The organism is Dactylosporangium sp. CA-052675, assembly GCF_050947935.1.
Taxonomy (GTDB): Bacteria; Actinomycetota; Actinomycetes; order Mycobacteriales; family Micromonosporaceae; genus Dactylosporangium.
On sequence record NZ_CP192010.1, the window covers coordinates 8321409 to 8347602 of the forward strand.

Genomic DNA, 26194 nt, shown 5'->3' on the forward strand with positions numbered 1-26194 from the left:
GCTAGGACGTGTTGCCGATCTTGACGATTGACAGCGAGACGTCGCCCCGGGTGGCCTGCCAGACGGTCTGCCCGTGCTGGTCGATCGCCTCGATGATCCAGGTCTCGCCGCCGCGCTGGAGGGCGTCGCGCATCTTGTTCGACATCACGACGTAGTCGACGTTCTCCCAGCTGGAGTGGAAGACCTTGTCCCGCACGTCCGGGTCGGACGTGGCCTTGTAGTGCGGGTGCGCGTTCTTGTACGGCGGGTTGCTGTCGTGCAGCGCCACCCACACGTCGTCGTCGATGATGAGCCGCGCGTTGGTCGGGATGTTCGCCTTGATCCAGGCGACCTGCTGCTCCTGCAGCTGGGTCAGCGGCAGCCGGTAGGCGTCGCTGAACTCCAGCTGGCCCCGGGCGTTGTACTTCACCAGGAACCCGCCCGGCATCACCAGCACCGGCACCAGCAGGCAGGCGACGAGCACGGCCGCCCCGCCCTGGTTGGTGCGCCGGGTCAGCCAGCCGAAGAACATGCCCAGGTTCAGCGCGAACAGCGGCACCATCGGCGCGATGTAGAAGTCGAGCAGGGCGCTGCGGCTCAGGTAGAACGCGTATCCCAGGGCCATCAGGGCGCAGGCGAGCATCGGCGTGCGCAGCCGCCGGTTGCGCCGGCCCGAGATGAGCGTGAGCACCGTGGCGACGACACCGCCGATGAGGATGTACCGGTCCTTGAACAGCCAGCTCTGCTGCAGCAGGTAGGTGAACGACAGGCCGTTGGAGCTGTTGGAGTTGCGGTGCAGCTGCCACCAGATGGTGTTGAGCAGCGACACGTGGCCCTTGAGCTGGTTGTTGTCGGGGCTGAACCGCAGGCCCTCGGGGAACAGCTCGTTCTTGATCTGGGCGAACAGCAGGTACGCGGTGACCGGCGCCAGCACGGCGAACCACCAGAAGCTGAGCCCGAAGCGCCGGTTGGACTGCTCCCGGATGGTCTTGTGCAGCAGGTACGCGCAGCCGGGCAGCAGGAACAGCGCGTTCTCCTTCGTCACCAGCGCCAGGCCGAAGCAGGCGCCGGCGCCCATCGCGGTGACGATCCGCCCGTCGCGCCGGGCCAGCAGGTAGAGCCCGAGCAGGATCCAGAACATCATGAGGTTGTCGAGCAGGACCTGGCGCTGGTAGTACACCCCGAGCGGGGAGAGGTTGAACACGAACACGGCCAGGAACGCCGCGGGCTTGGAGGCGGTGAACCGGCGCACCGTCTCGAACATCAGGAACACCGACGCCAGGTGCACGATGAGCATGAGCGCCCGGCCGGTGTTGATGGCGTTGCCGAAGGCCTGGAAGCCACCCGGCAGGATGCCGACCCAGCCGGCCAGGGCCAGCCAGCCCATCGGGGCGTGGTCGTAGAAGTAGGTGTACGGCGAGAGCTTGGCCTCCTTCAGCACCGACCAGGCCTGCTCCATGTAGATGCCCTCGTCGGTGAGGTACAGCGGATACCGGAACATGTTCCAGCCGTGGCTCACGAGCCCGATCAGCAGCGACACGGCGATGAGCAGCTTCGGGGCCTTCGCGGAGACCCGGGGCGTGCGGGACGAGGGCTTCTTGCCCGGTCTGGTGAGAACGTCAGCCGACATTGGTCAGCTCCGGTGCCTCGGTGCGGTGGGCGCCGACGTGGGCGGTCTTCTCCCAGTTGGTCGCGCCCTTGAGCTGGCGGTAGAGCGCCCGGCCGGCCGCGTAGGACAGCACCATCTGGTACGGGAACCAGGTCAGCGCCATCTTCAGCACGGTGCCCGGGCCGGCCTTGAGCCCGTGCGCGCCGGTGAACTCGTACAGCCCGACGACGGACATCACGAAGTGCGCGCCGAGCAGCAGGACCGGCAGCCACGACAGCATCGCGACCGGCACCGGCACGCTGAGCACGAAGGCGGACAGCATCGCGACCGGCAGGTAGAAGCCGAGCATCGCCTGCACGTGCGGGAAGGCCAGGGTGTACCAGGCCAGGAACCGCTGCCGGCGGTTGGGCATCAGCTTCCAGGTGCCCTTGCCGAGCGTCTGCATGAACCCCTGGCACCAGCGGGTGCGCTGCTTGATGAAGCTCTGCAGGGTCGGCGGGGTCTCCTCCTTGGTGACGTACCGGTCGTCATAGACCACCCGGACCTTCTCCCCCATGCTGGAGACGCGCAGGCCGATGTCCGCGTCCTCGGTCAGGTTCGTCTCGTCCCAGCCGCCGAGGCGCTCGATGAGGTCCCGCTTGAAGAAGACCGTGTTGCCGCCGAGCGTGATCGCGCCGTTCTTGGCGTGGTAGTGCAGGCGGCTGCGGAACCAGAAGAAGTACTCCAGGACGTTGAACGTCGAGTACCAGTTGGAGTCGAAGTTCATCAGCTGCACCCCGGCCTGCACGACGCTGACGTCGTCGGACAGCATGATGGTGTTGACGATGTCGAACAGCTCCGGCTGGACCTCGTCCTCGGCGTCGAAGATGGACACCACGTCGCTGGTGGCGTGGCGCAGCGCGGTGTTGAGCCCGTGCGGCTTGTTGATCGGCCCGTCGTCGAACACGACCACGTCGACGTTGCTGCGCCCGATCGCCCGCAGGGCGCTCACCTGAGCCCGGGCCTGCTCGATGGTGCCCACGTCGTCCGCCGAGCACACGACGAGGATCTGCACCAGGTGCGGCGGGTAGTCAGCGGACGCGGCGCGGGCGATGGTGGCTTGGATGACCTCCTCCTCGTGGCGCGCCGGGAGGATGGCGGTGAAGGAGAGTTCCGGCGTAGCACGTTGATCGGGCACCCGGGCCTTGGCGTCCGCCTCGGGCTGGTCCCACGTGTAGATCATGAGATACAGGGCGTGCGCCGCCTGCACCGTCAGCACCAGCGAGATCAGCGTGAGGACGGCCAACACCAGCTGCTCCATCGGTGCGTTCACTCCAAATCCACTTCGAGCTGACGGCGAAGTTGACCCCGAAGCCGGCCGCGATACCGACCAGGTTGGCGGGGAGGTAGTGCAGGCCGAGTGCGACCAGCAGCTGGACGACGATCACGTTGACGGGCAGGGCGGCCAGCCCGGCGAGACTGAAGTAGGCGAAACGCGTCAGCGACAGCCGCCTGCGTCGGAAGGTCCAGAGTTCGTGCAGCACGTAGTTGGACACGAGGGCGAGCTCGACCGCGGCCACGGTCGCGGGCAGCAGCGCGAGCCCGAGCAGCCCGTGCAGGGTGAGCAGGGCGACGTTGTTGACGACGACACCGCTGACTCCCACCAGGGAGAACCGGCTCAGCCGGTGCAAGGAGTGCGTCACGCTCCCAACCGTGCCGACGCACGGGCCTTCGGGGCATCACGCCGGGGTGCTGCCGGGCCCCACACCTTCGGCCTCCCCCATTTGGCGTAGACCGCTTGGACGTTTTGTGGGTAGTCCGCGCGGCGATGAGTACCAGGATCTTGATCGCCGACGACCACGCCATGGTGCGCGAGGGGCTGTATCGCTTCCTGTCGCTCAGCGGCGACCTGGAGCCGGTCGGCGCCGCGGCCGACGGGCAGGAGGCCGTGGCGCTGGCCCGCGAGCTGCGGCCCGACCTCGTGCTGATGGACCTGCTGATGCCGGTCCTCGACGGGATCAGCGCGATCGGTGTGATCCGCCGGGAGTTGCCGGACGTCGAGGTGGTGGCGCTCAGCGGGTACCTCGAGCCGCAGCTCATCGCCGACGCGCTGCACGCGGGCGCGGTGGGGTACCTGCTGAAGGACACCGACGCCGAGGAGCTGCACCGGGCCGTGCGCGCCGCGGCCGCCGGCCAGGTGCAGCTCTCCCCCGCCGTCGCGGCCCGGCTGGTGCGCGACGTGCACGTGCCGGCCAACCCGGTGCAGCTGACCCGCCGGGAGGAGGAGGTCCTGACGCTGCTGGCCCGCGGGCGCGCCAACGGGCAGATCGCCCGGGAGCTGCACATCGCGCCGCAGACGGTCAAGACGCACGTCAGCAACATCCTGCAGAAGCTCGGCATGTCCAGCCGCACGCAGGCCGCGCTCTACGCGATGCGGGTCGGGCTCGTCCCGGTGCACGCGGCGGCCCCCTCGTGACGTCGGTCGTCGTCTTCGACGCGCGCGGGGTCGTCGTGTCCGGGTCGGCGACCGGCTTCGACACGTCCGTCGTCACCGATGCCCTGTCGGCCCGGCGGCCGATCCGCACCCGGCGCGCGACCTACCTGCCGGTGACCGGCGGGGTGCTGGCCGTCGCCGGGCGCCGGGCCCCGCGCCCGTCCAGCCTGGCACCGTTCGTGCCCCTCGCCGAGCAGCTGCTGGCCGCACCGGCCCGGCTGGCCCGGGATCTGCACGACTCGGTGGTGCAGACCCTGTACGGCATCAGCCTCGGCGCGGGCACGGCCGCGGAGCTGCTGTACGGCAACCCGGCGCACGCCGAGGCCTCGCTCGCCTGGATCAAGGAGACGGCCACGGCGGGCCTGACCGACCTGCGCGGCATCATCCTGCGGCTGCGCCCCGAGACCCTCGGCGGCGCCGGGCTCGCCGCGGCCTTGCGCAGCGCCTTCGACACCCTGCACGCCACGCCCGGGCGGGCCGGGTGGGGGCTGCAGCTCGACGCCGATCCGCCGGTCAGCCCGCAGGTGGAGGAGGCGTTGTACCGCATCGCGCTGGAGGCCCTCGGCAACGCCGCCCGGCACGCCGAGGCCTCGCAGGTCACCGTGCGGCTGGCCGGCGACGACAGCCGCGTGGTGCTGGAGGTGTCCGACGACGGCGTGGGCTTCACGCCGTCGGCGTCGTTCCCGGGGCGGCTCGGGCTGCACTCGATGCGCGAGCGGGCCCTGCTGCTGGGCGGGACCCTCGACATCATCAGCGCCCCCGGTTCCGGGACAGTGATCCGGGCGGCCCTTCCCGTGGGGTGAGTCCTCCCGTCGCGGGCGTTGCCAGGCTTGACGCATGCGTGTGGTTGTCGACCTCACCAGGTGTCAGGGGTACGCGCAGTGCGCCTTCCTCGCCCCCTCGGCGTTCCAGATGCAGGGCGACGAGGCCCTGCTCTACGACCCCTCGCCGACCGCCGACATCGCCGTGCGCCGGGCGGCGGCCGCGTGCCCGGTGCAGGCGATCCAGCTCGACCGAGTCAGCTCCACCGACATGCCGGCGGTATCGGGCCCCTCCGTCGGGCGCATCGTGATCGTCGGCGCCTCCCTCGCCGGGCTGCGCGCGGCCGAGGCGCTGCGGGAGGAGGGCTTCTCGGGCTCGCTGACGCTGATCGACGACGAGCCCTACGGCCCGTACGACCGCCCGCCCCTGTCCAAACAGGCCCTCGGCGGCCGCATCCGCCCCGACGCGACCGCCCTGCCGCGCCGGACGGACCTCGACGCCCGCTGGCGCCTCGGCGTCCGCGCGCTCGCCCTGGACCTGCCCGGCCGCCGGGTGCAGCTCAGCGACGGCTCCTCGGTGCCGTTCGACCGCCTGCTGATCGCCACCGGCGTGCGCGCCCGCCCGTGGCCCGGCCCGGCCTTCGACGGCGTGTTCGTCCTGCGCACCCGCGACGACGCGATCGCGCTGCAGCACCGCCTGCTGCCCGCCGACGGCTCCCGCCCCGGCCGCGTGCTCGTCGTCGGCGCCGGGTTCACCGGCTCGGAGGTGGCCTCGACGTGCCGCTCGCTGGGCCTGGACGTGACCGTGGCCGAGGCCGCGAGCACACCGCTGGAGGGCGCGCTGGGCTCCACCATCGGCGCGATCGCCGCCGGCCTGCACCGTGCGCACGGCGTCGACCTGCGCTGCGGCGTGACCGTGACCCGCCTCGAGGGCGACGATCGGGTGCGGCGGGCGGTGCTGTCGGACGGCGACGTGCTCGACGTCGACGTGGTCGTGGCCGCGCTGGGCGGCGTGCGCAACGTCGAATGGCTCGCGCACTCCGGGCTCGCCGCCGGCCCGTGGGGCGTGGCCTGCGACGCGGGCTGCCGCGCCTTCGACATCAACGGCGTGGTGACGGACGACGTCTTCGTGGCCGGCGACGTGGCGCGGGCACCGAACGCGCTGTTCGGCTACCAGTTCCTGGCCCTGGAGCACTGGGCCAACGCCGTGGCCCAGGCCGAGGTGGCCGCGCACAACATGGTGAGCGACGAGTCGGACCGGTGGCCGCACCTGCACATGCCGCGGTTCTGGTCCGCCCAGTTCGGGGTCAACATCAAATCTGTGGGTGTACCGACCTTCTCCGACGAGGTGATGATCGTCCAGGGCTCGGTGGCGGAGCGCCGGTTCGCCGCGGCCTACGGCTACCGGGGCCGCGTCACCGCCGCGGTGACCTTCAACCACGCGAAGTGGCTGCCGTTCTACGCGCGCCAGATCGAACAGGGCGCACCCTTTCCGCCGTCGTTCAACTCGCCCGACCGCCCGGACGACGCGCTGCCGGTCCCGGCGGGCGTCCCGGACCCGGCGACCCGGGCCCGGGACGCCACCGTGATGGCCACCGGCCACCGCCCGAACCTGGCCCGGATCTCCTGACTCCCCCTTCTCGGCTTCGATTGGACGCTTCGATGACGACAGCGGTGGCCTCCGCATTCGGCGCGGTCCTGGACCCCGTGAACCGCCACGACCCGTACCCCCTGCTCGCCTCGCTGCGCCGGACCCCGGTCGCGGTGACGCAGGACGGCACCTACGTGGTGAGCACCTTCGACGCCATCGCCGCGCTCCTGCACGATCCCCGGGTGAGCTCCTCCGACATCCCCGACCTGGCGGAGAAGTCGTCGTCCGGGGCGACGGCGGACCTGGTCGGACTGCCGCCGAGCTTCCTGCGCCAGGACCCGCCGGCCCACGACCGCCTGCGCCGCCTCGCCACCCGCCCGTTCGGCCCGCCGCACACCCCGCACCGCGTGGCAGACCTGGAGCCGACGCTGACCTCGCTGGCGGGCTCCCTGGTGGCGGCCTTTCCACCGTCCACGGTGGACCTGGTCGACCACTTCGCGTACCCGCTGCCGGTCCAGGTCATCTGCTCCCTGCTCGGCGTCCCCATGGCGGACGAGCCGCGGTTCCGGGCCTGGATCGACGCCGCCCTGATCTCGGTCGAGCCGAACCGGGCCGCGCTGGCCGACCTGGCGCAGTACCTGGGCGAGCTGGTCGACGGCCGCCTGGCCGACGTCGCCACCCCCGACGGCGCGTCCGCGCTCGGCGGCGACCTGCTCACGGCCCTGGCCACCGACGACGGCCCCGACGGGCGCATGTCCCGCTCCGAGCTCGTCAGCACCGCGATGCTGCTGCTCATCGCCGGCCACGAGACGACGGTGAACCTGATCGCCAACAGCGCCCTGATCCTGCTGCGCCAGCCGGCGTGGCTGGAGCGCCTGCTCGCCGAGCCGGACATCGTGGTGCCCTTCGTCGAGGAAGTGCTGCGCTACGACCCGCCGGTGCAGATGCTGCCGTGGCGTACGGCGCTCGACGACATCCCGGTCGCGGGCACGACGATCCCGGCGGGCGCGTCGATCACGCTGGTGCTGGCCGCGGGGAACCGGGATCCGCAGCAGTTCCCGGACCCGGACCGGTTCGACCCGGATCGACGGCCGGCGCCGCATCTCGGGTTCGGCGACGGCATCCACTACTGCTTCGGGGCGCCGCTGGCCCGGCTGGAGGCTCAGGTCGCGCTGACGGCGTTGGCTCCGGTGCTGGCCCGCGCTCGGCTGCTGGAGGACCCGCCGGAGTATCGGCTGAGCGCCGTCCTGCGCGGGCCCCGCCACCTGCGCGTGGCACTCGATTGATGGCCGCCGCCCCTACCACACGCGACCCGACCGATCATGCCCGCCAATGCCGAGCGTGACGAAGCAATGACGAAGCAATGACGAAGGACGATATCAACGTTGCGAGCGTCCGACATGATCGCGGGCATGCCGGAATTCGAGGTTTCGCCGCGCGGGTACGACGTCGATGCGGTGCAGGACCTGGTCGGGCGGGCCGAGTCGGCGCTCGCCGGACGTGATCGCGAGCAGCGGGCCCAGGCGCTCGCCGCGATCCGCGAAGCGAGGATCGGCGTCGTGCCGCGCGGGTACGACCGGGCTCAAGTCGATCAGTACCTGGCCCAGGTCACGCGGGAGCTCGGCGGGTGAGCGGCACAACGCGGACGGCGCCGCCGGAATGCACCGGGGCGCCGCCTCCGCCGACGGACACAGCCGGGACTCAGGCCTCGACCAGGGCCATGACCTCGTCGGACACGTCGAAGTTCGCGTAGACGTTCTGCACGTCGTCGCAGTCCTCCAGGGCGTCGATCACCTTGAAGACCTTGCGCGCGCCCTCCTCGTCCAGGGGGACGGTCACGCTCGGGACGAAGGACGACTCCGCGCTCTCGTAGTCGATCCCCGCGTCCTGCAGGGCCGTGCGCACGGGGACCAGGTCCGAGGCCTCGGAGATGATCTCGAAGGCCTCGCCGAGGTCGTTGACCTCCTCGGCGCCCGCGTCGAGGACGGCCATGAGCAGGTCGTCCTCGGTCAGCTCGCCGGCCTTCGGGACGATCACGACACCCTTGCGGGTGAACATGTACGACACGCTGCCCGCGTCGGCGAGGGAGCCGCCGTTGCGCGTCAGGGCCACCCGCACCTCCGTCGAGGCGCGGTTGCGGTTGTCCGTCAGGCACTCGATGAGGATGGCGACGCCGTTCGGGCCGTAGCCCTCGTACATGGCCGTCTGCCAGTCCGCGCCGCCGCCGATGAGGCCCGAGCCGCGCTTGACCGCGTTGTTGATGTTGTCGTTGGGGACCGAGTTCTTCTTCGCCTTCTGGATGGCGTCGAAGAGGGTCGGGTTGCCGGCCGGGTCACCGCCGCCCGTGCGGGCAGCCACCTCGACGTTCTTGATCAGGCGGGCGAAGAGCTTCCCACGCTTGGCGTCGATGACCGCCTTCTTGTGCTTGGTGGTCGCCCATTTTGAGTGCCCCGACATGCCTAACCCTCCGTCGTCTTACCCGCCTCGCGCACCATCTCCACGAAATACCGATGGACGCGTAGGTCGCCGGTGAGCTCGGGGTGGAAGGATGTCGCGAGCAGGTGCCGCTGCCGAACCGCGACAATCCTACCGGCGGCCGGGCCATCCTTCACGCGGCCCAGTACCTCGACGGAGTCTTCCACACTCTCGACCCAGGGCGCGCGGATGAACACGGCCTGGAAGGGCCCGCCGTCGATGCCCGAAATGTCCACGGTGCCCTCGAACGAATCGACCTGGCGGCCGAACGCGTTGCGGCGGACGGTCATGTCGATGCCGCCGAAGGGCACCTGGTCGGCGCGGCCGTCCAGGATCGTCGAGGCCAGCATGATCATGCCGGCGCAGGAGCCGTAGACGGGCAGGCCGGCGGCGATCCGCTTGCGCAGCGGCTCGAGCAGGCCGAACTCGACGGCGAGCTTGCTCATCGTGGTCGACTCGCCGCCGGGGATGATCAGGCCGTCGACGGAGTCGAGCTCGTCGGCCCGGCGCACGGGGCGGCCGATCGCGTCGAGATCGGCCACCGCGTGCAGGTGTTCACGGGTATCGCCCTGCAGGGCGAGCACGCCGATGATCACGGGGGCGGTCACCAGCCCCGCTCGGCGAGGCGGTGCGGCTGCGGGATCTCGTCCACGTTGATGCCGACCATGGCCTCGCCCAGGCCGCGGGAGACCTTGGCCAGCACGTCGGGGTCGTCGTGGAAGGTGGTGGCCTTGACGATCGCGGCGGCGCGCTGCTGCGGGTTGCCGGACTTGAAGATGCCCGAGCCGACGAAGACGCCCTCGGCGCCGAGCTGCATCATCATCGCGGCGTCGGCCGGGGTCGCGATGCCGCCGGCGGTGAACAGCACGACGGGCAGCTTGCCGTTCTCGGCGACCTCCTTGACCAGCTCGTACGGCGCCTGGAGCTCCTTGGCCGCGACGAACAGCTCGTCCTCGGGCAGCGAGGTCAGCCGGCGGATCTCGCCGCGGATCCGGCGCATGTGGGTGGTGGCGTTGGAGACGTCGCCGGTGCCGGCCTCGCCCTTGGAGCGGATCATGGCCGCGCCCTCGTTGATGCGCCGCAGCGCCTCGCCGAGGTTGGTGGCGCCGCAGACGAACGGCACCGTGAAGGCCCACTTGTCGATGTGGTTGGCGTAGTCGGCGGGGGTGAGCACCTCGGACTCGTCGACGTAGTCGACGCCGAGCGCCTGCAGCACCTGGGCCTCGACGAAGTGCCCGATGCGGGCCTTGGCCATGACCGGGATGGAGACGGCGTTGATGATGCCGTCGATCATGTCGGGGTCGCTCATGCGCGACACGCCGCCCTGGGCGCGAATGTCGGCGGGGACCCGCTCGAGCGCCATCACCGCGACGGCGCCGGCGTCCTCCGCGATCTTGGCCTGCTCGGGCGTGACGACGTCCATGATGACGCCGCCCTTGAGCATCTCGGCCATGCCGCGCTTGACGCGGGCCGTGCCGGTGACCGGCGAAGTGGGTGAGGACACGACGGCGCACTCCTAACAGGGAAAGCTGGATTCACCCGCAAGTTTACGCTTCCGTCACCCCGCACCCCGACGGCCAACGGCAACCCTGTGGCCCACGAATCACGAAAGGGAGGGGTCGTCGACGTCGAAGTAGGCCGGAACGGGGTGTTTTCTGGCCAGCCGGAACAGCCGCACCAGGCCCCGCCGGCGCACGGCGAGGGCGTCGCGCACGACGTCGTTGTGCACCTGACGAGCCAGGGCCACCCGCCGGCTGACCTGCACCAGCGTGTCGTCGACGGGGGTGGGGCCGACGTCGAGGCGCAGGTGGCGGGTGAGGTCGTTCTCGGCCACCTCGCGGTCGTCCGGCTGGGCGTCGAGGGCGATCTTGGCCGCGTACATGAGCATGGGCAGCTGGGCCGCCTCGGCCAGGGCCACCGCGGCGGCGGCCCGGCGCACCAGGTGCGCGTCGAGGGTCGCGTAGGCGGCGGCCGCCCGCGCGTGGAGCCGGTCGACGCGGGCCGCGAGCCACGTCAGGTAGGTGGCCACCGCGACCACCAGGGCCACCACGGCGATCACCCACCACATGCGGCGCAGCCTACGTGACCGAGTGCACGGTGGCTCCGCCACCGGGCGCGCCCTCAGCCGCTGCCGCGCTCACCTCGATGGCGGTGGAGTAGACCTCCAGGACCCGCTCGGCGACGACCGGCCAGTCGTAGGCGGCCACCACCTCGGCGCCCCGGGCGGCCAGCGCGGCCCGGCGGGCGGGGTCGTCGAGCAGGGCCGCGGCCGTGCGGGCCAGGGCCGCGGCGTCGCCGACCGGGAACAGCGCCCCGGCCGCGCCGCCGTCGAGGACGCGCCGGAACGCGTCGAGCTCGCTGGCCAGCACGGCGGTGCCGGCCGCCATCGCCTCGGTGAGGATCATGCCGAAGGACTCGCCGCCGGTGTTGGGGGCGACGTAGAGGTCGACGCTGCGCAGCATCCGGGCCTTGTCCGGCTCCGACACCTTGCCGAGGAAGACGACCCGGTCACCGACGCGATCACGGGCCGGGAAGTCGGCCATGACGTCCTGCGGGTCGCCCGGCCCGGCGACGAGCAGCCGGAGCCCGGGGCGATCGTCCGCCAGGGCGGCGAAGGCGTCCAGGAGGTACCGGAACCCTTTCCGCGGCTCGGTGAACCGGCCGATGAACCCGAGCGCCCCGCCGTCGCCCGGCCAGCCGTCCAGGGGGATCGCGTCACGGTACTTCGACGCCTGCACCCCGTTGGGGATCTCCCAGGCCGACCCGCCCAGGTGCTCGACCTGCACCTTGCGGGCCAGTTCCGAGACCGCGATCCGCCCGGTGATCTTCTCGAGCACGAGCTGGAGCACGCCCTGCGCGGCGGCGAGGGCCCGCGAGCGGGTCATCGCGGTGTGGAAGGTCGCCACGACCGGGCCGCGCGCGGAGAGCACCGCGAGCATCGACAGGCTCGGGATCAGCGGCTCGTGCACGTGCAGCACGTCGAAGCGCCCCGCGGCGAGCCAGCGGCGCACCCGGGTCGCGGAGATCAGGCCGAACGAGACGCGGGCGACCGAGCCGTTGTACGGCACCGGCACGGTCCGCCCGGCCGGCACGACGTAGGGCAGGGTCATGCCCTCCTCGTCCCCGGGGGCCAGGACGCTGACGTGATGACCGAGCGCGATGAGTGTCTCGGCGAGGTCGCGGACGTGGTTCTGCACCCCGCCGGGCACGTCGAACGAGTACGGGCAGACGATCCCGATGCGCAACGCCCCTCCCCTAGGCCACGGTGCTGACGGCCGGCTCGTCGAGCCAGAACCGCTGGAGCATGTGCCAGTCCTCCGGGTGCCGCGCGATGCCCTCGGCGAACGTGTCGGCGACCCGCTGCGTGACGATCCGGACCCGGGCGTCGAGGGAGCCCTCGTCCACGCCGGGCATCGGGATCGGGCCGGCGAGGTGCCCGGCCGCCGCATCCGCATCGAACCACATGTCGACCACGTACAGGGGGGCGCCGGTGCGCAGGGCGAGCAGCGCCGGGCCCGCGGGCATGCGGGTGCGCCCGCCGAAGAACTCGACCTCGACGCCGCGCGGGGTCAGGTCGCGGTCGGCGAGCAGCGGCACCACGGCCGCGTCGCGCTTGATCCGCTCCTCGAGCACGTCGAAGACGGGCCGGTCGCCGCCGGTCAGCGGCAGGATCTCCATGCCGAGGGAGCGGCGGAAGGCCAGGAACTTGAGGTACACGCTCTCGGGCTTGAGGCGTTCGGCCACGGTGGTGATCGGCCAGCCCTTGGCGGCGACCCAGGCCCCGGCCGCGTCCCAGTTGCCGGCGTGCGGCAGGGCGACCACCGAGCCGATGCCGGCGCGGTGGTTCTGCCCGAGCAGCTCGCCGTTCTCGAGGCGGAACCCGGCCAGGATCTGCGCCTTGGAGCGCCCCGGCAGCTGGAACGCCTCCAGGTAGTAGCGCGCGTAGGAGCGCAGGGCGCGGTGCAGAAGCCGCTGGAACTCGTCCTCGGGCATCTCGGGTCCGACCACCCGTCGCAAATTCTTGGCGAGCGTGGCGGTCCCCTTACCCGGTTTTCCGCGGCGGTACCCCCGGTGACCGGTCGAGGCCGCGGCCGCGAACAGGGGCCAGACGGCGCCCCGGGGCAGCTTCGGCAGCAGGTTGAACGCCGTGCCGTAGCCGAGCTCGGTCAGGTTCACCGGGCCTCGACCCGCTCGGGCGCGTGCGCCTGCCGGTACACGGTGCCGATGCGCTGGCCGATGGTCACGATCGACAGGGCGGCCAGCAGCCACATGACGATCTCCAGGCCGTACGGCACGCCGAAGGTCCACAGCAGGCCGCCGATGCCGATGCCGACCAGGCGTTCGGCCCGCTCGATGATGCCCACGTTGCACGTGAAGCCCAGGCCCTCGGCCCGCGCCTTGACGTACGACACCACCTGCCCGGTGAGCAGGCACAGCAGGGCGGCGGCGACCACGCGCGGCTCGTGCTGCGTGGCGTACCAGTACGCGACGGACCCGAAGATCGCCCCGTCGGCGATGCGGTCCATCGACGAGTCCAGCAGCGCGCCGAACTTGTTCGTGATCCCGCGCTGGCGGGCCATCGAGCCGTCGATGAGGTCGGTGAAGCAGCTCACGGTGATGATGACGAGCGCGATGAACAGGTGGCCGCGCGTGGCGAAGCCCAGGGCGCCCACGAGCACGCCGAGGGTGCCGATCACCGTGACCGCGTTCGGGGTGATCCCGGCGCGCAGGAGTGCGGCGGCGACGGGGTCCAGGACGCGGGCGAGTCCGGCCCGGCTGACTACGCTGAGGATCTTCGCCATGGCGCTCTCACGATAACGGGGGCGGCGCTCGGCGGATACCGGCACGTGGGACTGCTCACGGTGCTTGAGTAAAGCGGAGGCGCGAGGGTCGCACGGCCCTTGTGCCGGTGATGTTTCGGGTGTGGGATCGGTGAACAGGTTGTGACTGTGAGACTGCTCACAGGTGGCGCGAGACTTTCGGGAGGCGCGTGATGGCGCAGAAGGTCCAGGAGAAGGGTGTCACCGGCACCGCGCCGGTGGTTGATGATCCCGGCAGGGTACGCAACGTGGTGGTCGTCGGGCACTCCGGCTCGGGGAAGACGACGCTGGTCGAGGCGCTGCTCGCGGCGACCGGCACGATTGCCCGCCCCGGTTCGGTGACCGAGGGCACCACGGTCACCGATCACGACCCCGCGGCGCAGAAGCAGCAGCGTTCCGTCACGCTGTCCTGCGCCCCGGTGATGCACGACGGCGTGAAGGTCAACCTGCTCGACACGCCCGGCTACGCGGACTTCGTCGGCGAGCTGCGCGCCGGGCTGCGCGCCGCCGACGCCGCCCTGTTCGTGGTCTCGGCGGTCGACGGCATGGACGCGGCCACCGCGGCGCTGTGGGAGGAGTGCGCCCACGTCGGGATGCCCCGGGCGGTGGCGATCACCCGCCTGGACCACCACCGGGCCGACTTCGACGAGACGCTGCAGACGTGCCAGGAGGTCTTCGGCGACAACGTGCTGCCGTTGTACCTGCCGATGCTGGGCGACGACGGGACGAGCACGGCCGGCCTCATCGGCCTGATCACCCACCGCGTCTTCGACTACTCGGCCGGGTTCCCGCCCGAGGTCCGCGACCCGGACGCCGAGCACCTGCCGGCGATCGAGGAGTCCCACAACGCGCTGCTCGAGGGGATCATCGCCGAGAGCGAGGACGAGACGCTCATGGAGCGCTACCTCGGCGGCGAGGCGATCGAGACCTCCGTGATCATCGAAGACCTCGAGAAGGCCGTCGCGCGCGGCACCTTCTACCCGGTCGTACCGGTCTGTGCCGAGACCCGCGTCGGGCTCGACGCGCTCCTGGAGGTGCTGGTCAGCGGGTTCCCGTCGCCGCTGGAGCACGAGGTGCCGCCGGTCACCGACATCGAGGGCCACCCCCGCGAGCCGCTCGCCTGCGACCCCGACGGCCCGCTGGTGGCCGAGGTCGTGAAGACCACGATCGACCCGTACGTCGGGCGCGTCTCGCTGGTCCGGGTCTTCTCGGGCACGCTGCGCCCGGAGACGCCGGTGCACATCTGCGGGCACGGCATGGCCGAGCGCGGCCACCCCGACCACGACGCCGACGAGCGCTTCGCCCACCTGTTCTCCCCGCTCGGCTCGAACCTGCGCGAGGTGCCGCTGGCCGTGGCCGGGGACCTGGTGGCGGTGACGAAGTCGGGCACCGCCGAGACCGGCGACACGATCTCGGCCAAGGACGCCCCGCTGCTGATGGCCCCCTGGGAGATGCCGGAGCCGCTGCTGCCGATCGCGATCACCGCCCGCACCCGCTCCGACGAGGACGCCCTCGCGAAGAACCTGGGCCGGCTCGTGGCCGGGGACCCGACGCTGCGGCTGGAGCGCAACGCCGAGACGCACCAGCTCGTGCTGTGGTGCATGGGCGAGGCGCACGCCGACGTGGTGCTCGACCGGCTGCGGGCCGGCGGCGTGGAGCTGGACACCGAGCCGGTGAAGGTCGCGCTGCGCGAGACGTTCGCCGCGCCCAGCCAGGGCCACGGGCGGCACGTGAAGCAGTCGGGCGGGCACGGGCAGTACGCCGTCTGCGACATCCGGGTGGAGCCGCTGCCGCGCGGGTCGGGCTTCGAGTTCGTCGACAAGATCGTCGGCGGGGTGGTGCCGCACAACTACATCCCCTCGGTCGAGAAGGGCGTGCGCAGCCAGATGGAGCGCGGGATGGTCGCCGGGTATCCGGTGGTCGACGTGCGCGTGACGCTCTACGACGGCAAGGCGCACTCCGTGGACTCCTCCGACGCCGCGTTCCAGACCGCCGGGGCGCTGGCCCTGCGGGAGGCGGCCGAGCAGGGCCGCACGACGCTGCTGGAGCCGATCGACGAGGTGACGATCCGCGTGCCGGACGAGTTCGTCGGCGCGGTGATGAGCGACCTGTCGGGCCGCCGCGGCCGGGTGCTGGGCAACGAGCCGGACCCCGACGGCCACGAGCGCACCCTGGTCAGGGCCGAGGTGCCGGCGACGGAGCTGGTCCGCTACGCGGTCGAGCTGCGGGCGATGACCTCCGGCGCGGGCACGTTCACGCGCGCGTTCGTCCGGCACGACCCGATGCCGGCGCACCTGGCCGAGGCGGTCAAGAAGGAGCACGCCGCCGCTCGCTGACGAATTTCACCCACGGTGATCCCGTCGCGGCGGGATCACCGTTAGGGTGAGCCGTGATCTTCGGGCGGTCGAAGCGGAAGGCGGGCGACCCCGGCGCGATCGTGGACTTCTGGACGTGGTGGCCGACCGTGCGGGCCGACGTCGAGGCCGCGATCGGCTCCGGGAACTGGGCCACGCTCACCCCGCAGATGTCCCGCCGGGTCGCGGCGATCCATCCCGAGCTGGCGTGGGAGTTCTGCCGCGGTACCGATGCCAGACACGCCCTCGTCGTGTCGGCCGCCGGCGCCGCGGACCTGCGCCCGGTGGCCGCCCGCTGGGGCGCCCTGGCTCCCGAGGCCGACGCGACCTGGGAGTATCACACCGCCCGGCAGCCCGATCCGCACGTGCTGGAGCAGACGATCGGCCTCGGCGAGGGCGTGCAGCTGGACCTGACCCAGCTGCGGTTCGCGTTCCGGCGCGACGAGCACTCCCCCGAGATCGACGTGATCGCCTTCCACCCCGGCTTCCGGATGCTCGGCGACGAGTTCCGCGGCCGGGTCACGTTCCTGACCCTGGACTGGCTGCTCGGCGAGGACGGCGTCGAGGAGTGGATCGGGGACATCACCTGGGAGACCACGGAGCCCGACGGCGCCGCCGACCCGCGCGAGCTCGCCGCGGCCGTGGCGGCGCTGCGGGAGGAGTTCCGCACCCCGCAGTGGGTGCTGCTGCGCGGCGACACGCCCGGCGGCGCCCCGGTCATCGCCGCGGTCCAGCGGCCGCTGCGCCCGGTCCGCTGGCCCCGGTTCGACACGCACGTGGCGATCACGCTGCCCTACCGGCACCGCACCGAGGCCGGCCTGCCCGAGGCCGAGTCGCTGGCGGCGCTGCGGGACTTCGAGGACAGCGCGCTGACGACCGCGGCCGGCGCCGACGGCGTCCTGCTCGCCCACGAGACCAGCGACGGGGCGCGGACGCTGCACTACTACGTCGACGCGGACTCCCCCGCCGCCGACGACCTGGCCGAGGCGGCCGGGTGGTGGAAGGACGGCCGGGCCCGGGTCGAGCGGCACTTCGACCCGTCGCTGGAGCGCATCGGCCGCTTTCGCTGAGCCCGCTAGGGTGGGACCCGTGGCGGACATCGTGTGCAACGACGAGGTGCTGCGGCTGCTGGACGAGCTGACCACCATGACGGGGCGCGCGGATCCCTACCCGCGCTACGCCCGGCTCCGCGAGATCTCCCCGATCGTGCGGGCCGAGGACGGGGCCCTGGTCGTGACCGGATACGGCGACTGCCAGACCGTGGTCCGCGACGGCCGGCTCGCCCACATGCCGCCGGACATGCTGGCCTTCGCCGGCTTCCCGGACTGGCGCGAGCGGCCGGCGCTCATGCAGCTGTTCACGAGCATGCTCACGCTCAACCCGCCGGACCACACCCGGCTGCGGCGCCTGGTCAGCTCGGCGTTCACCGCCCGGCGGGTGGCGGCGCTGCGGCCCGCGATCGAGCGCCTGGTCGGCGAGCTGCTCGACGCGATGTCGGCCCGGGCCGGCGGGGGGCCAGTGGACTTCGTCGCCGAGTTCGCCTACCCGCTGCCGGTCGCCGTCATCGGCGAGCTGCTCGGGGTGCCGGCCGCGGACCGGGCGCCGCTGCGGGAGCTGGTCGGCGACTGGACCCGGGTGCTGGAGGTGCTCACGCCCGAGGTGCTCGCGAAGGCCGACCCGGCCGCGGCGCGGCTGCGGGAGTACCTCGCCGGGCTGCTCGCGCAGCGGCGCCGGGACCCGCGCGACGACCTGCTCAGCGCGCTCGCCCAGGCCCAGGCCGCCGACGACCGGCTCACCGACGACGAGGTGCTCAGCAACGCCGCGCTGCTCTTCGCGGCCGGGTTCGAGACGACGACCAACCTGCTGGCCAACGGGCTCGCGGCGCTGCTGGACCGGCCCGGGCGGCTGGCCGCGGCCGCCGCCGCGCCCGAGGCGGCCGTGGAGGAGCTGCTGCGCTTCGACAGCCCGGTGCAGATCGCCAGCCGGGTCGTGACCGCGCCGGTCGAGCTGGCCGGGCGCACGGTCGAGGAGGGGGAGCGGGTGGTGGCGTACCTCGGCGCCGGCAACCGCGACCCGCAGCGCTTCGAGGCCCCGGACGAGCTGCGGCTGGACCGGGCCGACAACGCGCCGCTGTCGTTCGGCGGCGGCATCCACTACTGTCTCGGCGCGCCGCTGGCCCGGCTCGAGGCGCAGGTGGCCTTCCCGGCGATCGCCGCGCGCTTCCCGGGCATCGCGCCGGCCGGGGAGCCGCGGCGGCGCGACAGCCTGAGCCTCAAGGGCTTCACCGCGATGCCGGTCTCAGTTGGTGCATAGCGCCGCGTCGAGGCGCGGCGACGGCGTTGGCCCCATGTCCCGCAAAAGGTAACACTTCGGACTTTTACCGCAATTTCCTCTCGGCGCCGGGGCAACTCGCCCGGGCCGGGCGCCGGTAGGGTGCCTGGCGTGATCAAGCAGCGGGCCGCCCGGATCCTGACGGAGGCGTTCGCGCCCGCGGTGCTCGTGTCGGTGCTGCTCGTGCTGCTCGGCGTGCACTCGGAGCCGGGCCTCGCGCGCGGGCTGGCGCTCGGGGCCGCCGCGGCGCTGTTCGAGAGCGTGCTGCCGTTCCTCTACATCCTGCGCGGCGTGCGCAGCGGGCGGATCACCGATCACCACATCGGCGACCGGCGGCAGCGGCTCGTCCCGCTGCTGGTCGGGATGGGGTCGGTGCTGGCCGGGATCGTGGTGCTGGTGCTCGCCGGGGCGCACCGCGAACTGCTCGCCGCGGTCGGGGCCGGCGGGGTCGGGCTGGTCGTCGCCGCGCTGGTCAACCACTGGTGGAAGATGTCGATCCACGCGGCGGTGGCGGCGGGGTCGGTGGTCATCCTCTGCATGGTGTACGGCTGGATCATGCTCGTCACCGCCCCGCTCGTCGGCGCCGTGGGCTGGTCCCGCGTGGCCCTCAAGGACCACACGGCGGCGCAGGTCGCGGTCGGCACCGTGGTGGGCGCCCTCGTCGCCGGTGGGGTGTTCGCGGCCCTCCGGTGACGTCCTCGATAGCATCGGAGCGCAAACCGACCTCTCACGGTCGGCACCGTGACGGGCGCCCCCGTCGCCGGTGGGGTGTTCGCGGCCCTCCGGTGACGTCCTCGATAGCATCGGAGGGCAAACCGACCTCTTGATGCTTGGGAGCAGCCCGTGTCCGCAGTGCGCTCGAATACCGAAGCCCCACCGCGCATCGTGGTCCCGGCGGGCACGACGGCGGCCGCCGCGGTCGCCGCGGCCGGGCTGCCGACCAGCGGCCCGAAGGCGATCGTCGTGGTCCGCGAGGGCGACCGGCTGCGCGACCTCGACTGGACGCCGGCCGCCGACACCGAGGTCGACGCCGTCGACATGTCCAGCCCCGACGGGCTCAACGTGCTGCGCCACTCGACCGCGCACGTGCTCGCCCAGGCCGTGCAGGACGTGTTCCCGGAGGCCAAGCTCGGCATCGGCCCGCCGATCGAGAACGGCTTCTACTACGACTTCATGGTCGCCAAGCCGTTCCACCCCGAGGACCTCGCCAGGCTCGAGAAGCGCATGCAGGAGATCATCAAGGCCGGCCAGCGCTTCCGCCGGCGGCGCTTCGACTCGGTCGAGCAGGCCAAGGCCGAGCTCGCCGACGAGCCGTTCAAGCTGGAGCTCGTCGACGTCAAGTCGGACAATGGCCAGGCTATCGACACCTCCGAGGTGATGGAGGTCGGCGGCGGCGAGCTGACCATCTACGACAACCTCGACCCGCAGTCGGAGAAGGTCTGCTGGTCCGACCTGTGCCGGGGCCCGCACCTGCCCTCGACCCGCTTCATCCCCGCGTTCAAGCTCATGCGCAGCGCGGCCGCCTACTGGCGCGGCTCCGAGAAGAACCCGCAGCTGCAGCGCATCTACGGCACGGCGTGGCCGACGCGCGACGCGCTGAAGGACTACCAGAAGCTGCTCGAGGAGGCCGCCCGGCGCGACCACCGCAAGCTCGGGGCCGACCTGGACCTGTTCAGCTTCCCGGACGAGCTCGGCTCCGGCCTCGCCGTGTTCCACCCCAAGGGCGGGATCATCCGGCGGGAGATGGAGCAGTACTCGCGCCAGCGCCACCAGGAGGCCGGCTACGAGTTCGTGAACACCCCGCACATCAGCAAGTCGAACCTGTTCCAGACCTCGGGCCACCTGCCGTACTACGCCGACACCATGTTCCCGCCCATGGAGATGGAGGGCGCGGAGTACTACCTCAAGGCCATGAACTGCCCGATGCACAACCTGATCTTCCGGGCCCGCGGCCGCTCCTACCGCGAGCTGCCCCTGCGGCTCTTCGAGTTCGGCAGCGTGTACCGCTACGAGAAGTCGGGCGTGGTGCACGGCCTCACCCGCGTGCGCGCCATGACGCAGGACGACTCGCACATCTATTGCACCAAGGAGCAGATGGCGGGCGAGCTGACCTCCCTGCTGCAGTTCGTCCTGGACCTGCTGCGCGACTACGGCCTGCCGGACTTCTACCTCGAACTGTCGACCCGCGACGACTCCCCCAAGTTCATCGGCGAGGACGCGGACTGGGAGGAGGCCACCGAGGCCCTCCGCGCCGCGGCCGAGGCGTCCGGCCTGGAGCTCGTCCCGGACCCGGGCGGCGCCGCCTTCTACGGCCCCAAGATCTCCGTCCAGGCCAAGGACGCGATCGGCCGGACCTGGCAGCTGTCGACCATCCAGGTGGACTTCAACCAGCCGAAGCGCTTCGGCCTGGAGTACCAGGCGTCGGACGGCACCCGCCAGCAGCCCGTCATGATCCACCGCGCGCTCTTCGGCTCGATCGAGCGCTTCTTCGGCGTCCTCACCGAGCACTACGCCGGCGCCTTCCCGGCCTGGCTCGCCCCGGTGCAGGTGGTCGGCATCCCGATCCGCTCCGACCACGCCGACTACCTCTTCGACTTCGCCGACATGCTGCGCAAGGAGGGCATCCGCGTCGAGGTCGACCACTCCGACGAGCGCATGCAGAAGAAGATCCGCAACGCGCAGCAGCAGAAGATCCCGTTCATGGCCATCGCCGGCGACGACGACGTCACGGGCGGGACGGTGAGCTTCCGCTACCGCGACGGCTCGCAGCGCAACGGCGTGCCGCTGGCCGAGGCCGTGGCCCATGTCGTGGACGTGGTCCGCTCGCGCACCAACGCCGGCCCGTCCGCTGCCGCTGCCTCGGATGCCGACTCCGCTTCGGCGCCTTCGTCGTCGGCCCCGTCGGGCTCCGGCTCGGCGTCTTCTTCCTCGGCTCCGTCGGGCTCCGGCTCCGCGCCTTCGTCTTCGTCGGGCTCTGCCGCGTCAGGCTCCGGCTCGGCGCCTTCGTCCTCGGCCTCGTCGGGCTCTGATTCGGCATCCTCAGTTTCCGGGTCGCCCGAGTGACGAACCCGGGTGAGCCGGACGAGCTGGAGCGCTTGTGGACGCCACATCGGATGGCGTACATCAAGGGCGAGGATCGAGCCGACGACCACGACGAGCCGGCCGGGTGCCCGTTCTGCCGGGCCCCCGGCCTGCGGCCGGACGAAAGCCTGGTCGTAGCGCGCGGCGAGGTCGTGTACGCGATCCTGAACCTCTACCCGTACAACCCCGGCCACCTCATGGTCGTCCCGTACCGGCACGTGGCCGACTACACCGACCTGACCGAAGCCGAAACCGCCGAGGTGGCATCGTTCACCCAGTCGGCGATGCGAGTGGTCCGCCGGGTGAGCGGCGCCCACGGCTTCAACCTAGGCATGAACCAGGGCGCCGTAGCGGGCGCCGGGATAGCCGCCCACTTGCACCAACACATCGTCCCGAGGTGGGGCGGCGACACGAACTTCATGCCGGTGGTGGGCCGCACGAAGGTTCTGCCGCAACTCCTGACCGACACGCGCAAGCTGTTCGCCGAGGTCTGGCCGGCCACCTGACCCCGCACACCAAAGTCCGGGCAACGACGGTTGCCCGGACTTTTGCGTTTGCACCCGAACTGCGCGCTTGTTAAGGCACACCAAGCAGCCGAACTGCGCTTGTCGAGGCGCGCCAAGCAGCGGAACTGCGCTTGTCGAGGCACACCAAGCAGCCGAACTGCGCTTGTCGAGGCACACCAAGCAGCCGAACTGCGCTTGTCACACCAAGCGGCCGAACTGTGCGTTTGTCGAGGCACCACACCAAGCAGCCGACCCCAAACGACCGGCCCGCCCGGCCAGGACTTATCCGCCCCGGCAGCCCACCCCGACCACCAACTCACCGGCATGCCAACGGTCGTCGCCGGTGCGCCGCCAACCAACCAGCGCCAACGAGCCAGCCGGTGCAACCAAGGCCGACCGACACAGCACGATGGGCCACATTCACGCCGCGAGCCCCACATCCACGCCGCGCGGCACGTCCACGCGAGCCATGTTGGCGCGGCGCGGCACCTTCACGCCGCGCGGCACGTCCACGCCGCGCGACAGGCCCGCGCGAGCCACCTTCACGCCGCGCGGCAAGTCGACACCGTGCGGCACGCCCACGGAGCCATGTTCACGCCGCGCTGCACATTCATGCCGCGCGGCACTCCCTCGGTCGCCGTACCGGAACGCGGCCTAACCTCGGCCAGACCGCCGCGCCACCGCCCCTCCGCGATGGCGCGGCGACCGACCAACTCACCGCTTCCAGATCGCCTTACGCACTCACCGCTTCCAGAACGCCTTGCGCTGCGGCTCAGCGTTCCCGCCCCCTCCGGCGACGCGGTCCAACTCGCCCAGGACGAACCCCCAGAGCTCCGCCAGGGGCCGGGTCGCGATGGCCTGTGCGGTCAGTGCGTCGGCCAACGCGCGGAGCTCGGGGAGGGCCAGCGCGGCCAGGCGCGATCCAAGGTCCTCGAGCAGCTCCCGCCGCTCGTACTCCGGCCGCCCCTCCGCCTCCCGCAACCGCGCCGCCTCCTGGGCTGCCAGGGTGCGCACGTCCATGCCGCCGCCGGCGAAGCCGTCGTCCTCCTTGTCCATGTCCGGCAGGACCATGCGCCGGCCGTAGCCGCGCTGAGGTGCCGCCTTGCGCTGGACGGGACCGCCCCCACCCGGAGCCGGCGGGGCCATCCGGGCCGGGGCCATCGGTGCCGGTGCCGCCGAGTACCGGGGCGCCGCCGAGGCCGGAGCCGCGAACGATGCCGATCCCGCTCCCGCGGCCGCGGCGTACCCGACCGGCATCGACGCCAGCGTCGGCCGAAGCGGCGGAGGCGGCACCGCGCGCGGCATCTCCCACCCCGCGGGGCTCTCCACTGGCTGCGTGACCTTCCGCGGCTCGCTGCCCTCGGTGACGACCCGGCTGTCCACCGCCACGAAGGCCGTGAAGCGGCACAGGACCCCGAAGCGCAGCGACGTTGCGGTGATGCGCTGCTCCAGCGGGGCACCGGTGACGTACTGGTCCTCGAGATCCCGCAGCAGCGACCGCGCCCAGACCGCCGTCAGCGCCGTGGAGTCGTGCCGCTCCGCCGGGACCGTGGCCGACCACGGGCTGCCGTCGCGGGTGGTGCCGCGGACCGTCAGAGCACCCGCGACCGGGCCGCGATAGCGCCCACTCACCACATACGGCACCCCCGGGAACACATCCGCCAACCGGGCCGGGGTGCGGGTGTCGTCGAGCAGGGTCAGCCCCTCGGCGGCGACCGTCACGCCGCTGACGACCGGAGCCCCGATGCGCCGGTGAATGCTGTCCATCGCCTCGTCGAGCCGATCCTCACTCTCGACCAGCTCGCAGCGGCCCCCACCGGCAATGGCGAGGCGGCCGAGGAAGCCGGCGTTGACGGCCTGGTCGATGCCGACGGTGTGGATGCGCACACCGTGCACCGACGACGACACCGTCCGCAGGATCTGCTCCTCATTGCCAACCTGCCCGTCGGTGACCAGGACCAGCACCCGGTCGCGAGCGCCGTCGGAGCCGAGCAGGCGCAAACCCTCGAGCAGCGGTTCCAGCAGCTCCGTGCCGCCGCGGGCGTCGACGCGCGCCAGGTGTTCCACGGCGCGATAGCGATTCCGATCGGTACCGCCCGCAAGCCCCGCCCCCAGCGACTCCGGCGTCTCGATCCGGTCGTCGAAGGCCAGCACGGCGAAGCGGTCCTGAGCGCCGAGCGTGTCGACGATCCGGGCCGCGGCGCGTCGGGCCGCCACCATCTTCCAGCCGCCCATGCTGCCCGACCGGTCCAGCAGCAGCACCACATCCCGCGGGCGCGGCGGCGCATCGGCCTCGGGTGGCAGCACCGTCAGTCGGTAGGTACCTTCCTCGCCGTCGGCATCGGGTGCCAGCGCGAGGCTCTGTGCGCCGGCCCCATACGCCAGGCGGAGCACGAAATCGCGGTCGGCCCGTTCGCCAGGGTGTACCGAAACCTTGTTCTCCGCCTCCTCGACCGCGTGCAGGCTGGATCTCACGTCGCCGAGCGGCAGGCCCGCCGGATCGATGTCGACGTCGATCGACAACCGCAGCGGATTGGGGAAGCCGGGTAGCAGCACCGGTGGGCTGATTCGCGAGGCGTCGGGGACCGCGTCGGTGTCCAGCGCGTACCCGTCGCCGACACTGTCACCGTCGAGCGGCGCCCCGGGGATGTACCGCGGCGCGACCACGAGCGGGAAGCGGAACGTCGCCTCGCCGTCTTCGAACGCGAGCGGCCCGATCAGGGAGAGCTGCACGCTGACCCGCTCACCGGGCAGGATGTTGCCGACCCGCATGGTGAACACATCGGGCCGCTCCTCCTCGGCGATCGAGGCGCGCTGCCCGGCGGCGATGGCGTTGTCGTAGGCCTCGCGGGCCGCACCGCGCTCCTGCAAATCGGCCTCGATCGTCCGGCCGTCCGCGATCATCGCCATGCTGACCACGGCGGCGCGATCGGGCAGCGGGAAGATGTACGTCGCTTCGAGCGGCTCCCGGTGGACGTTGACGAATTCCTGCGTGAGATCGGTGCGGGCGACCAAGCCGGTGATCGCGGCCCGCACCTCGAGCCGGTCGAGCGGGAGGTTGCCGCGCTCGGTGCGCAGCGCACCCAGCCCGGCCTCGTCCGCGGGCGCGGCGGCCGTGCGCGCCTCGTCCTCGGTCATCGTCGCGAGTCTCATGTGGCGTTCCCTCTCCTCATCGTCGTCTCGTCCGCTGTGACCAGTCCCCGGGTCGCGAGCAGATCCATGAGCTCGCGGGCCGCGCCCCGGATGGCTTCGAGGTCGTCCTCGGTCGGTGTCGCGTTCAGCAGCAGTACCGCTCCCCCGCCCAACGGCACCCCGCTGAGCAGCCCCGTTCCGACCGGCGCCGATCGCCGGTCGGGCACTACCCACCCAGCCGGCACATGCGCCCCCGCTGACGAACGGTCGCCAGCTGGCACATGCGCCCCCGCTGACGCACGGCCGCCCGCCGGCGCATGCTCGCCCGCTGGCGTATGGTCGCCGATCGCCGACTCGGACAACGTTCGGTCGACCGGGCTCGGACTCGCTATGGCGTGCGCAGACTCGGGCCGGACCGTCCCGGCCTCCGACAGCGCGGGCTCGATCGGTGCCGGATCCGGCCCGATGTGCTCGAACTCCGGCCCGCTCGATCCGGCCTCCGGCCGCGCTCGTTCAATCTCCGGCCGCACGCGCCCGAACCCTCCGGGGCGCATCTGGTCCAGTGCGGGGCGCACGCCTCCCGACTCGGGCCGGCCTTGACTCCGTCGCACAGCATCCGCAGGCTTTCGTCGCGCTCGTTCGGACCCGTTCCCCTTCTCGGGGTCCGGCTCCTGTGCCACATACTCGGCCGGCCGCTGGACCCAGAATCGGCGCGGCGCCACCGTGGACTTGGCGTTGGTCGTGGTGTCGGTCAGTTCCGCGATGCGCTGGAGCACCTCATCCGGCACCTCGGCAAGTTCCGCCTGAATCTCGGCGATCTTGAAACCCTGCGACTGCCGCCGCTTGATCGCCACCAGTTGGGCCAGGTGCCGAGGTCCGTACCACGCTGTCCGCCCGCGCATGACGGGCCGATCGACGAGGCCAATCGTGGTGTACCACCGGACGGCGCGGGCATCGGGCACGTCCCGCACCCTGCCGTTCGGCGCGCCCGCGTAGGCGGTGTCGTCGAGCTGGTCGGCAACCTTGCCGATCAGTTCTTCGAGCGTCCACTCCTGTGCGGTCATGACAGCAATACTGACACT

The 26194-nt window shown here is 71.9% G+C and carries 22 protein-coding genes and 2 pseudogenes; 11 read left to right on the forward strand and 13 right to left on the reverse strand.

The genetic code is table 11. From position 1 onward, the window contains the following. Window position 1 precedes the first annotated feature (1 nt). The 3 genes and pseudogenes from ACQP1P_RS36905 to ACQP1P_RS36915 all read right to left on the reverse strand — a co-directional run. Entirely contained in the window at window positions 2–1609 is a 1608-nt protein-coding gene (locus ACQP1P_RS36905; protein ID WP_433078280.1) for an ArnT family glycosyltransferase, read from the reverse strand. Further along, the gene (locus ACQP1P_RS36910) at window positions 1599–2876 is read right to left on the reverse strand and encodes a glycosyltransferase (RefSeq protein WP_433078282.1); all 1278 of its coding nucleotides are present in this window, start codon (window positions 2874–2876) and stop codon (window positions 1599–1601) included. Before ACQP1P_RS36910 ends, ACQP1P_RS36905 begins: the two co-directional genes overlap by 11 nt. An 85-nt stretch (window positions 2877–2961) precedes the next feature. Further along, window positions 2962–3270, reverse strand: a pseudogene (locus ACQP1P_RS36915) (GtrA family protein); the annotation flags it as partial. A gap of 125 nt (window positions 3271–3395) precedes the next feature. Between ACQP1P_RS36915 and ACQP1P_RS36920 the strand changes: the two are divergent. From ACQP1P_RS36920 to ACQP1P_RS36940, 5 genes are all read left to right on the forward strand, one after another. After that, window positions 3396–4043, forward strand: a complete 648-nt coding sequence (locus ACQP1P_RS36920) for a response regulator (RefSeq protein ID WP_433078284.1) — start codon at window positions 3396–3398, stop codon at window positions 4041–4043. Continuing rightward, window positions 4040–4864, forward strand: coding sequence for a sensor histidine kinase (locus ACQP1P_RS36925; RefSeq protein WP_433078286.1), 825 nt, complete (start codon window positions 4040–4042; stop codon window positions 4862–4864). Before ACQP1P_RS36920 ends, ACQP1P_RS36925 begins: the two co-directional genes overlap by 4 nt. 34 nt (window positions 4865–4898) lie before the next feature. Further along, on the forward strand, window positions 4899–6452 hold the full coding sequence (locus tag ACQP1P_RS36930; protein WP_433078288.1) for an FAD-dependent oxidoreductase: 1554 nt from the start codon (window positions 4899–4901) through the stop codon (window positions 6450–6452). Between the two features lie 32 nt (window positions 6453–6484). After that, window positions 6485–7699: a cytochrome P450 gene (locus tag ACQP1P_RS36935; protein WP_433078290.1), complete on the forward strand. Its 1215-nt coding sequence runs from the start codon at window positions 6485–6487 to the stop codon at window positions 7697–7699. 126 nt (window positions 7700–7825) lie between these two features. Beyond that, window positions 7826–8044: a DivIVA domain-containing protein gene (locus tag ACQP1P_RS36940; protein ID WP_433078292.1), complete on the forward strand. Its 219-nt coding sequence runs from the start codon at window positions 7826–7828 to the stop codon at window positions 8042–8044. Window positions 8045–8114: 70 nt separating this feature from the next. Here the strand turns inward: ACQP1P_RS36940 and ACQP1P_RS36945 are convergent, their stop codons facing one another. The 7 genes from ACQP1P_RS36945 to pgsA form a co-directional block, all read right to left on the reverse strand. Next, complete coding sequence (locus ACQP1P_RS36945) at window positions 8115–8870, reverse strand: YebC/PmpR family DNA-binding transcriptional regulator (RefSeq protein ID WP_350612661.1); 756 nt, start codon at window positions 8868–8870, stop codon at window positions 8115–8117. A gap of 2 nt (window positions 8871–8872) precedes the next feature. After that, window positions 8873–9496 (reverse strand): pyridoxal 5'-phosphate synthase glutaminase subunit PdxT, encoded by a 624-nt coding sequence (pdxT, locus tag ACQP1P_RS36950; protein WP_433078294.1) that lies wholly within the window; start codon window positions 9494–9496, stop codon window positions 8873–8875. Next, window positions 9493–10341: a pyridoxal 5'-phosphate synthase lyase subunit PdxS gene (gene pdxS / locus ACQP1P_RS36955; protein WP_433090263.1), complete on the reverse strand. Its 849-nt coding sequence runs from the start codon at window positions 10339–10341 to the stop codon at window positions 9493–9495. The genes pdxT and pdxS overlap by 4 nt, the downstream gene beginning before the upstream one ends. A 150-nt stretch (window positions 10342–10491) precedes the next feature. After that, entirely contained in the window at window positions 10492–10956 is a 465-nt protein-coding gene (locus tag ACQP1P_RS36960) for a hypothetical protein (protein WP_433078296.1), read from the reverse strand. Between the two features lie 10 nt (window positions 10957–10966). Then, window positions 10967–12133, reverse strand: coding sequence for a glycosyltransferase family 4 protein (locus ACQP1P_RS36965; protein ID WP_433078298.1), 1167 nt, complete (start codon window positions 12131–12133; stop codon window positions 10967–10969). A gap of 10 nt (window positions 12134–12143) precedes the next feature. Then, window positions 12144–13064: a phosphatidylinositol mannoside acyltransferase gene (locus ACQP1P_RS36970; RefSeq protein WP_433078300.1), complete on the reverse strand. Its 921-nt coding sequence runs from the start codon at window positions 13062–13064 to the stop codon at window positions 12144–12146. Further along, a complete protein-coding gene (gene pgsA, locus ACQP1P_RS36975; protein WP_433078302.1) occupies window positions 13061–13690 on the reverse strand; it encodes a phosphatidylinositol phosphate synthase in 630 nt (209 codons plus the stop codon). The genes ACQP1P_RS36970 and pgsA overlap by 4 nt, the downstream gene beginning before the upstream one ends. A gap of 191 nt (window positions 13691–13881) precedes the next feature. Between pgsA and ACQP1P_RS36980 the strand changes: the two genes are divergently transcribed. The 6 genes and pseudogenes from ACQP1P_RS36980 (at window position 13882) to ACQP1P_RS37005 (ending at window position 21980) form a co-directional block, all read left to right on the forward strand. Next, complete coding sequence (locus ACQP1P_RS36980; RefSeq protein ID WP_433078304.1) at window positions 13882–16044, forward strand: elongation factor G-like protein EF-G2; 2163 nt, start codon at window positions 13882–13884, stop codon at window positions 16042–16044. A gap of 53 nt (window positions 16045–16097) precedes the next feature. Next, a complete protein-coding gene (locus tag ACQP1P_RS36985; protein ID WP_433078306.1) occupies window positions 16098–17132 on the forward strand; it encodes a DUF695 domain-containing protein in 1035 nt (344 codons plus the stop codon). Window positions 17133–17208: 76 nt separating this feature from the next. Beyond that, complete coding sequence (locus ACQP1P_RS36990; protein ID WP_433090264.1) at window positions 17209–18375, forward strand: cytochrome P450; 1167 nt, start codon at window positions 17209–17211, stop codon at window positions 18373–18375. 129 nt (window positions 18376–18504) lie between these two features. Next, complete coding sequence (locus tag ACQP1P_RS36995; RefSeq protein WP_433078308.1) at window positions 18505–19086, forward strand: phosphoesterase PA-phosphatase; 582 nt, start codon at window positions 18505–18507, stop codon at window positions 19084–19086. A gap of 159 nt (window positions 19087–19245) precedes the next feature. Continuing rightward, window positions 19246–21246, forward strand: a pseudogene (gene thrS, locus ACQP1P_RS37000) (threonine--tRNA ligase); the annotation flags it as partial. Between the two features lie 260 nt (window positions 21247–21506). After that, window positions 21507–21980: an HIT family protein gene (locus ACQP1P_RS37005; RefSeq protein ID WP_433090266.1), complete on the forward strand. Its 474-nt coding sequence runs from the start codon at window positions 21507–21509 to the stop codon at window positions 21978–21980. Window positions 21981–22400: 420 nt separating this feature from the next. Here ACQP1P_RS37005 and ACQP1P_RS37010 read toward each other — a convergent pair whose 3' ends face one another. The 3 genes from ACQP1P_RS37010 to ACQP1P_RS37020 form a co-directional block, all read right to left on the reverse strand. After that, the gene (locus tag ACQP1P_RS37010) at window positions 22401–22562 is read right to left on the reverse strand and encodes a hypothetical protein (protein ID WP_433078310.1); all 162 of its coding nucleotides are present in this window, start codon (window positions 22560–22562) and stop codon (window positions 22401–22403) included. Window positions 22563–22721: 159 nt separating this feature from the next. Further along, window positions 22722–25133: a VIT domain-containing protein gene (locus ACQP1P_RS37015; RefSeq protein ID WP_433078312.1), complete on the reverse strand. Its 2412-nt coding sequence runs from the start codon at window positions 25131–25133 to the stop codon at window positions 22722–22724. Beyond that, the gene (locus ACQP1P_RS37020) at window positions 25130–26176 is read right to left on the reverse strand and encodes a MerR family transcriptional regulator (RefSeq protein WP_433078314.1); all 1047 of its coding nucleotides are present in this window, start codon (window positions 26174–26176) and stop codon (window positions 25130–25132) included. Before ACQP1P_RS37020 ends, ACQP1P_RS37015 begins: the two co-directional genes overlap by 4 nt. Window positions 26177–26194 lie beyond the last annotated feature (18 nt).

Excerpts from the sequence above, each read along its gene's own strand:
- ACQP1P_RS37005 (WP_433090266.1), top strand. The coding sequence starts at position 21,507 with ATGGCGTACATCAAGGGCGAGGATCGAGCCGACGACCACGACGAGCCG.
- ACQP1P_RS36990 (WP_433090264.1), top strand. The coding sequence starts at position 17,209 with ATGACGGGGCGCGCGGATCCCTACCCGCGCTACGCCCGGCTCCGCGAG.
- ACQP1P_RS36980 (WP_433078304.1), top strand. The coding sequence starts at position 13,882 with ATGGCGCAGAAGGTCCAGGAGAAGGGTGTCACCGGCACCGCGCCGGTG.
- ACQP1P_RS37020 (WP_433078314.1), bottom strand. The coding sequence starts at position 26,176 with ATGACCGCACAGGAGTGGACGCTCGAAGAACTGATCGGCAAGGTTGCC.
- ACQP1P_RS36935 (WP_433078290.1), top strand. The coding sequence starts at position 6,485 with ATGACGACAGCGGTGGCCTCCGCATTCGGCGCGGTCCTGGACCCCGTG.
- ACQP1P_RS36920 (WP_433078284.1), top strand. The coding sequence starts at position 3,396 with ATGAGTACCAGGATCTTGATCGCCGACGACCACGCCATGGTGCGCGAG.
- pdxS (WP_433090263.1), bottom strand. The coding sequence starts at position 10,341 with ATGGCCGAGATGCTCAAGGGCGGCGTCATCATGGACGTCGTCACGCCC.
- ACQP1P_RS36945 (WP_350612661.1), bottom strand. The coding sequence starts at position 8,870 with ATGTCGGGGCACTCAAAATGGGCGACCACCAAGCACAAGAAGGCGGTC.
- ACQP1P_RS36960 (WP_433078296.1), bottom strand. The coding sequence starts at position 10,956 with ATGTGGTGGGTGATCGCCGTGGTGGCCCTGGTGGTCGCGGTGGCCACC.
- ACQP1P_RS36905 (WP_433078280.1), bottom strand. The coding sequence starts at position 1,609 with ATGTCGGCTGACGTTCTCACCAGACCGGGCAAGAAGCCCTCGTCCCGC.
- pgsA (WP_433078302.1), bottom strand. The coding sequence starts at position 13,690 with ATGGCGAAGATCCTCAGCGTAGTCAGCCGGGCCGGACTCGCCCGCGTC.
- ACQP1P_RS36940 (WP_433078292.1), top strand. The coding sequence starts at position 7,826 with ATGCCGGAATTCGAGGTTTCGCCGCGCGGGTACGACGTCGATGCGGTG.
- ACQP1P_RS36930 (WP_433078288.1), top strand. The coding sequence starts at position 4,899 with ATGCGTGTGGTTGTCGACCTCACCAGGTGTCAGGGGTACGCGCAGTGC.
- ACQP1P_RS37015 (WP_433078312.1), bottom strand. The coding sequence starts at position 25,133 with ATGAGACTCGCGACGATGACCGAGGACGAGGCGCGCACGGCCGCCGCG.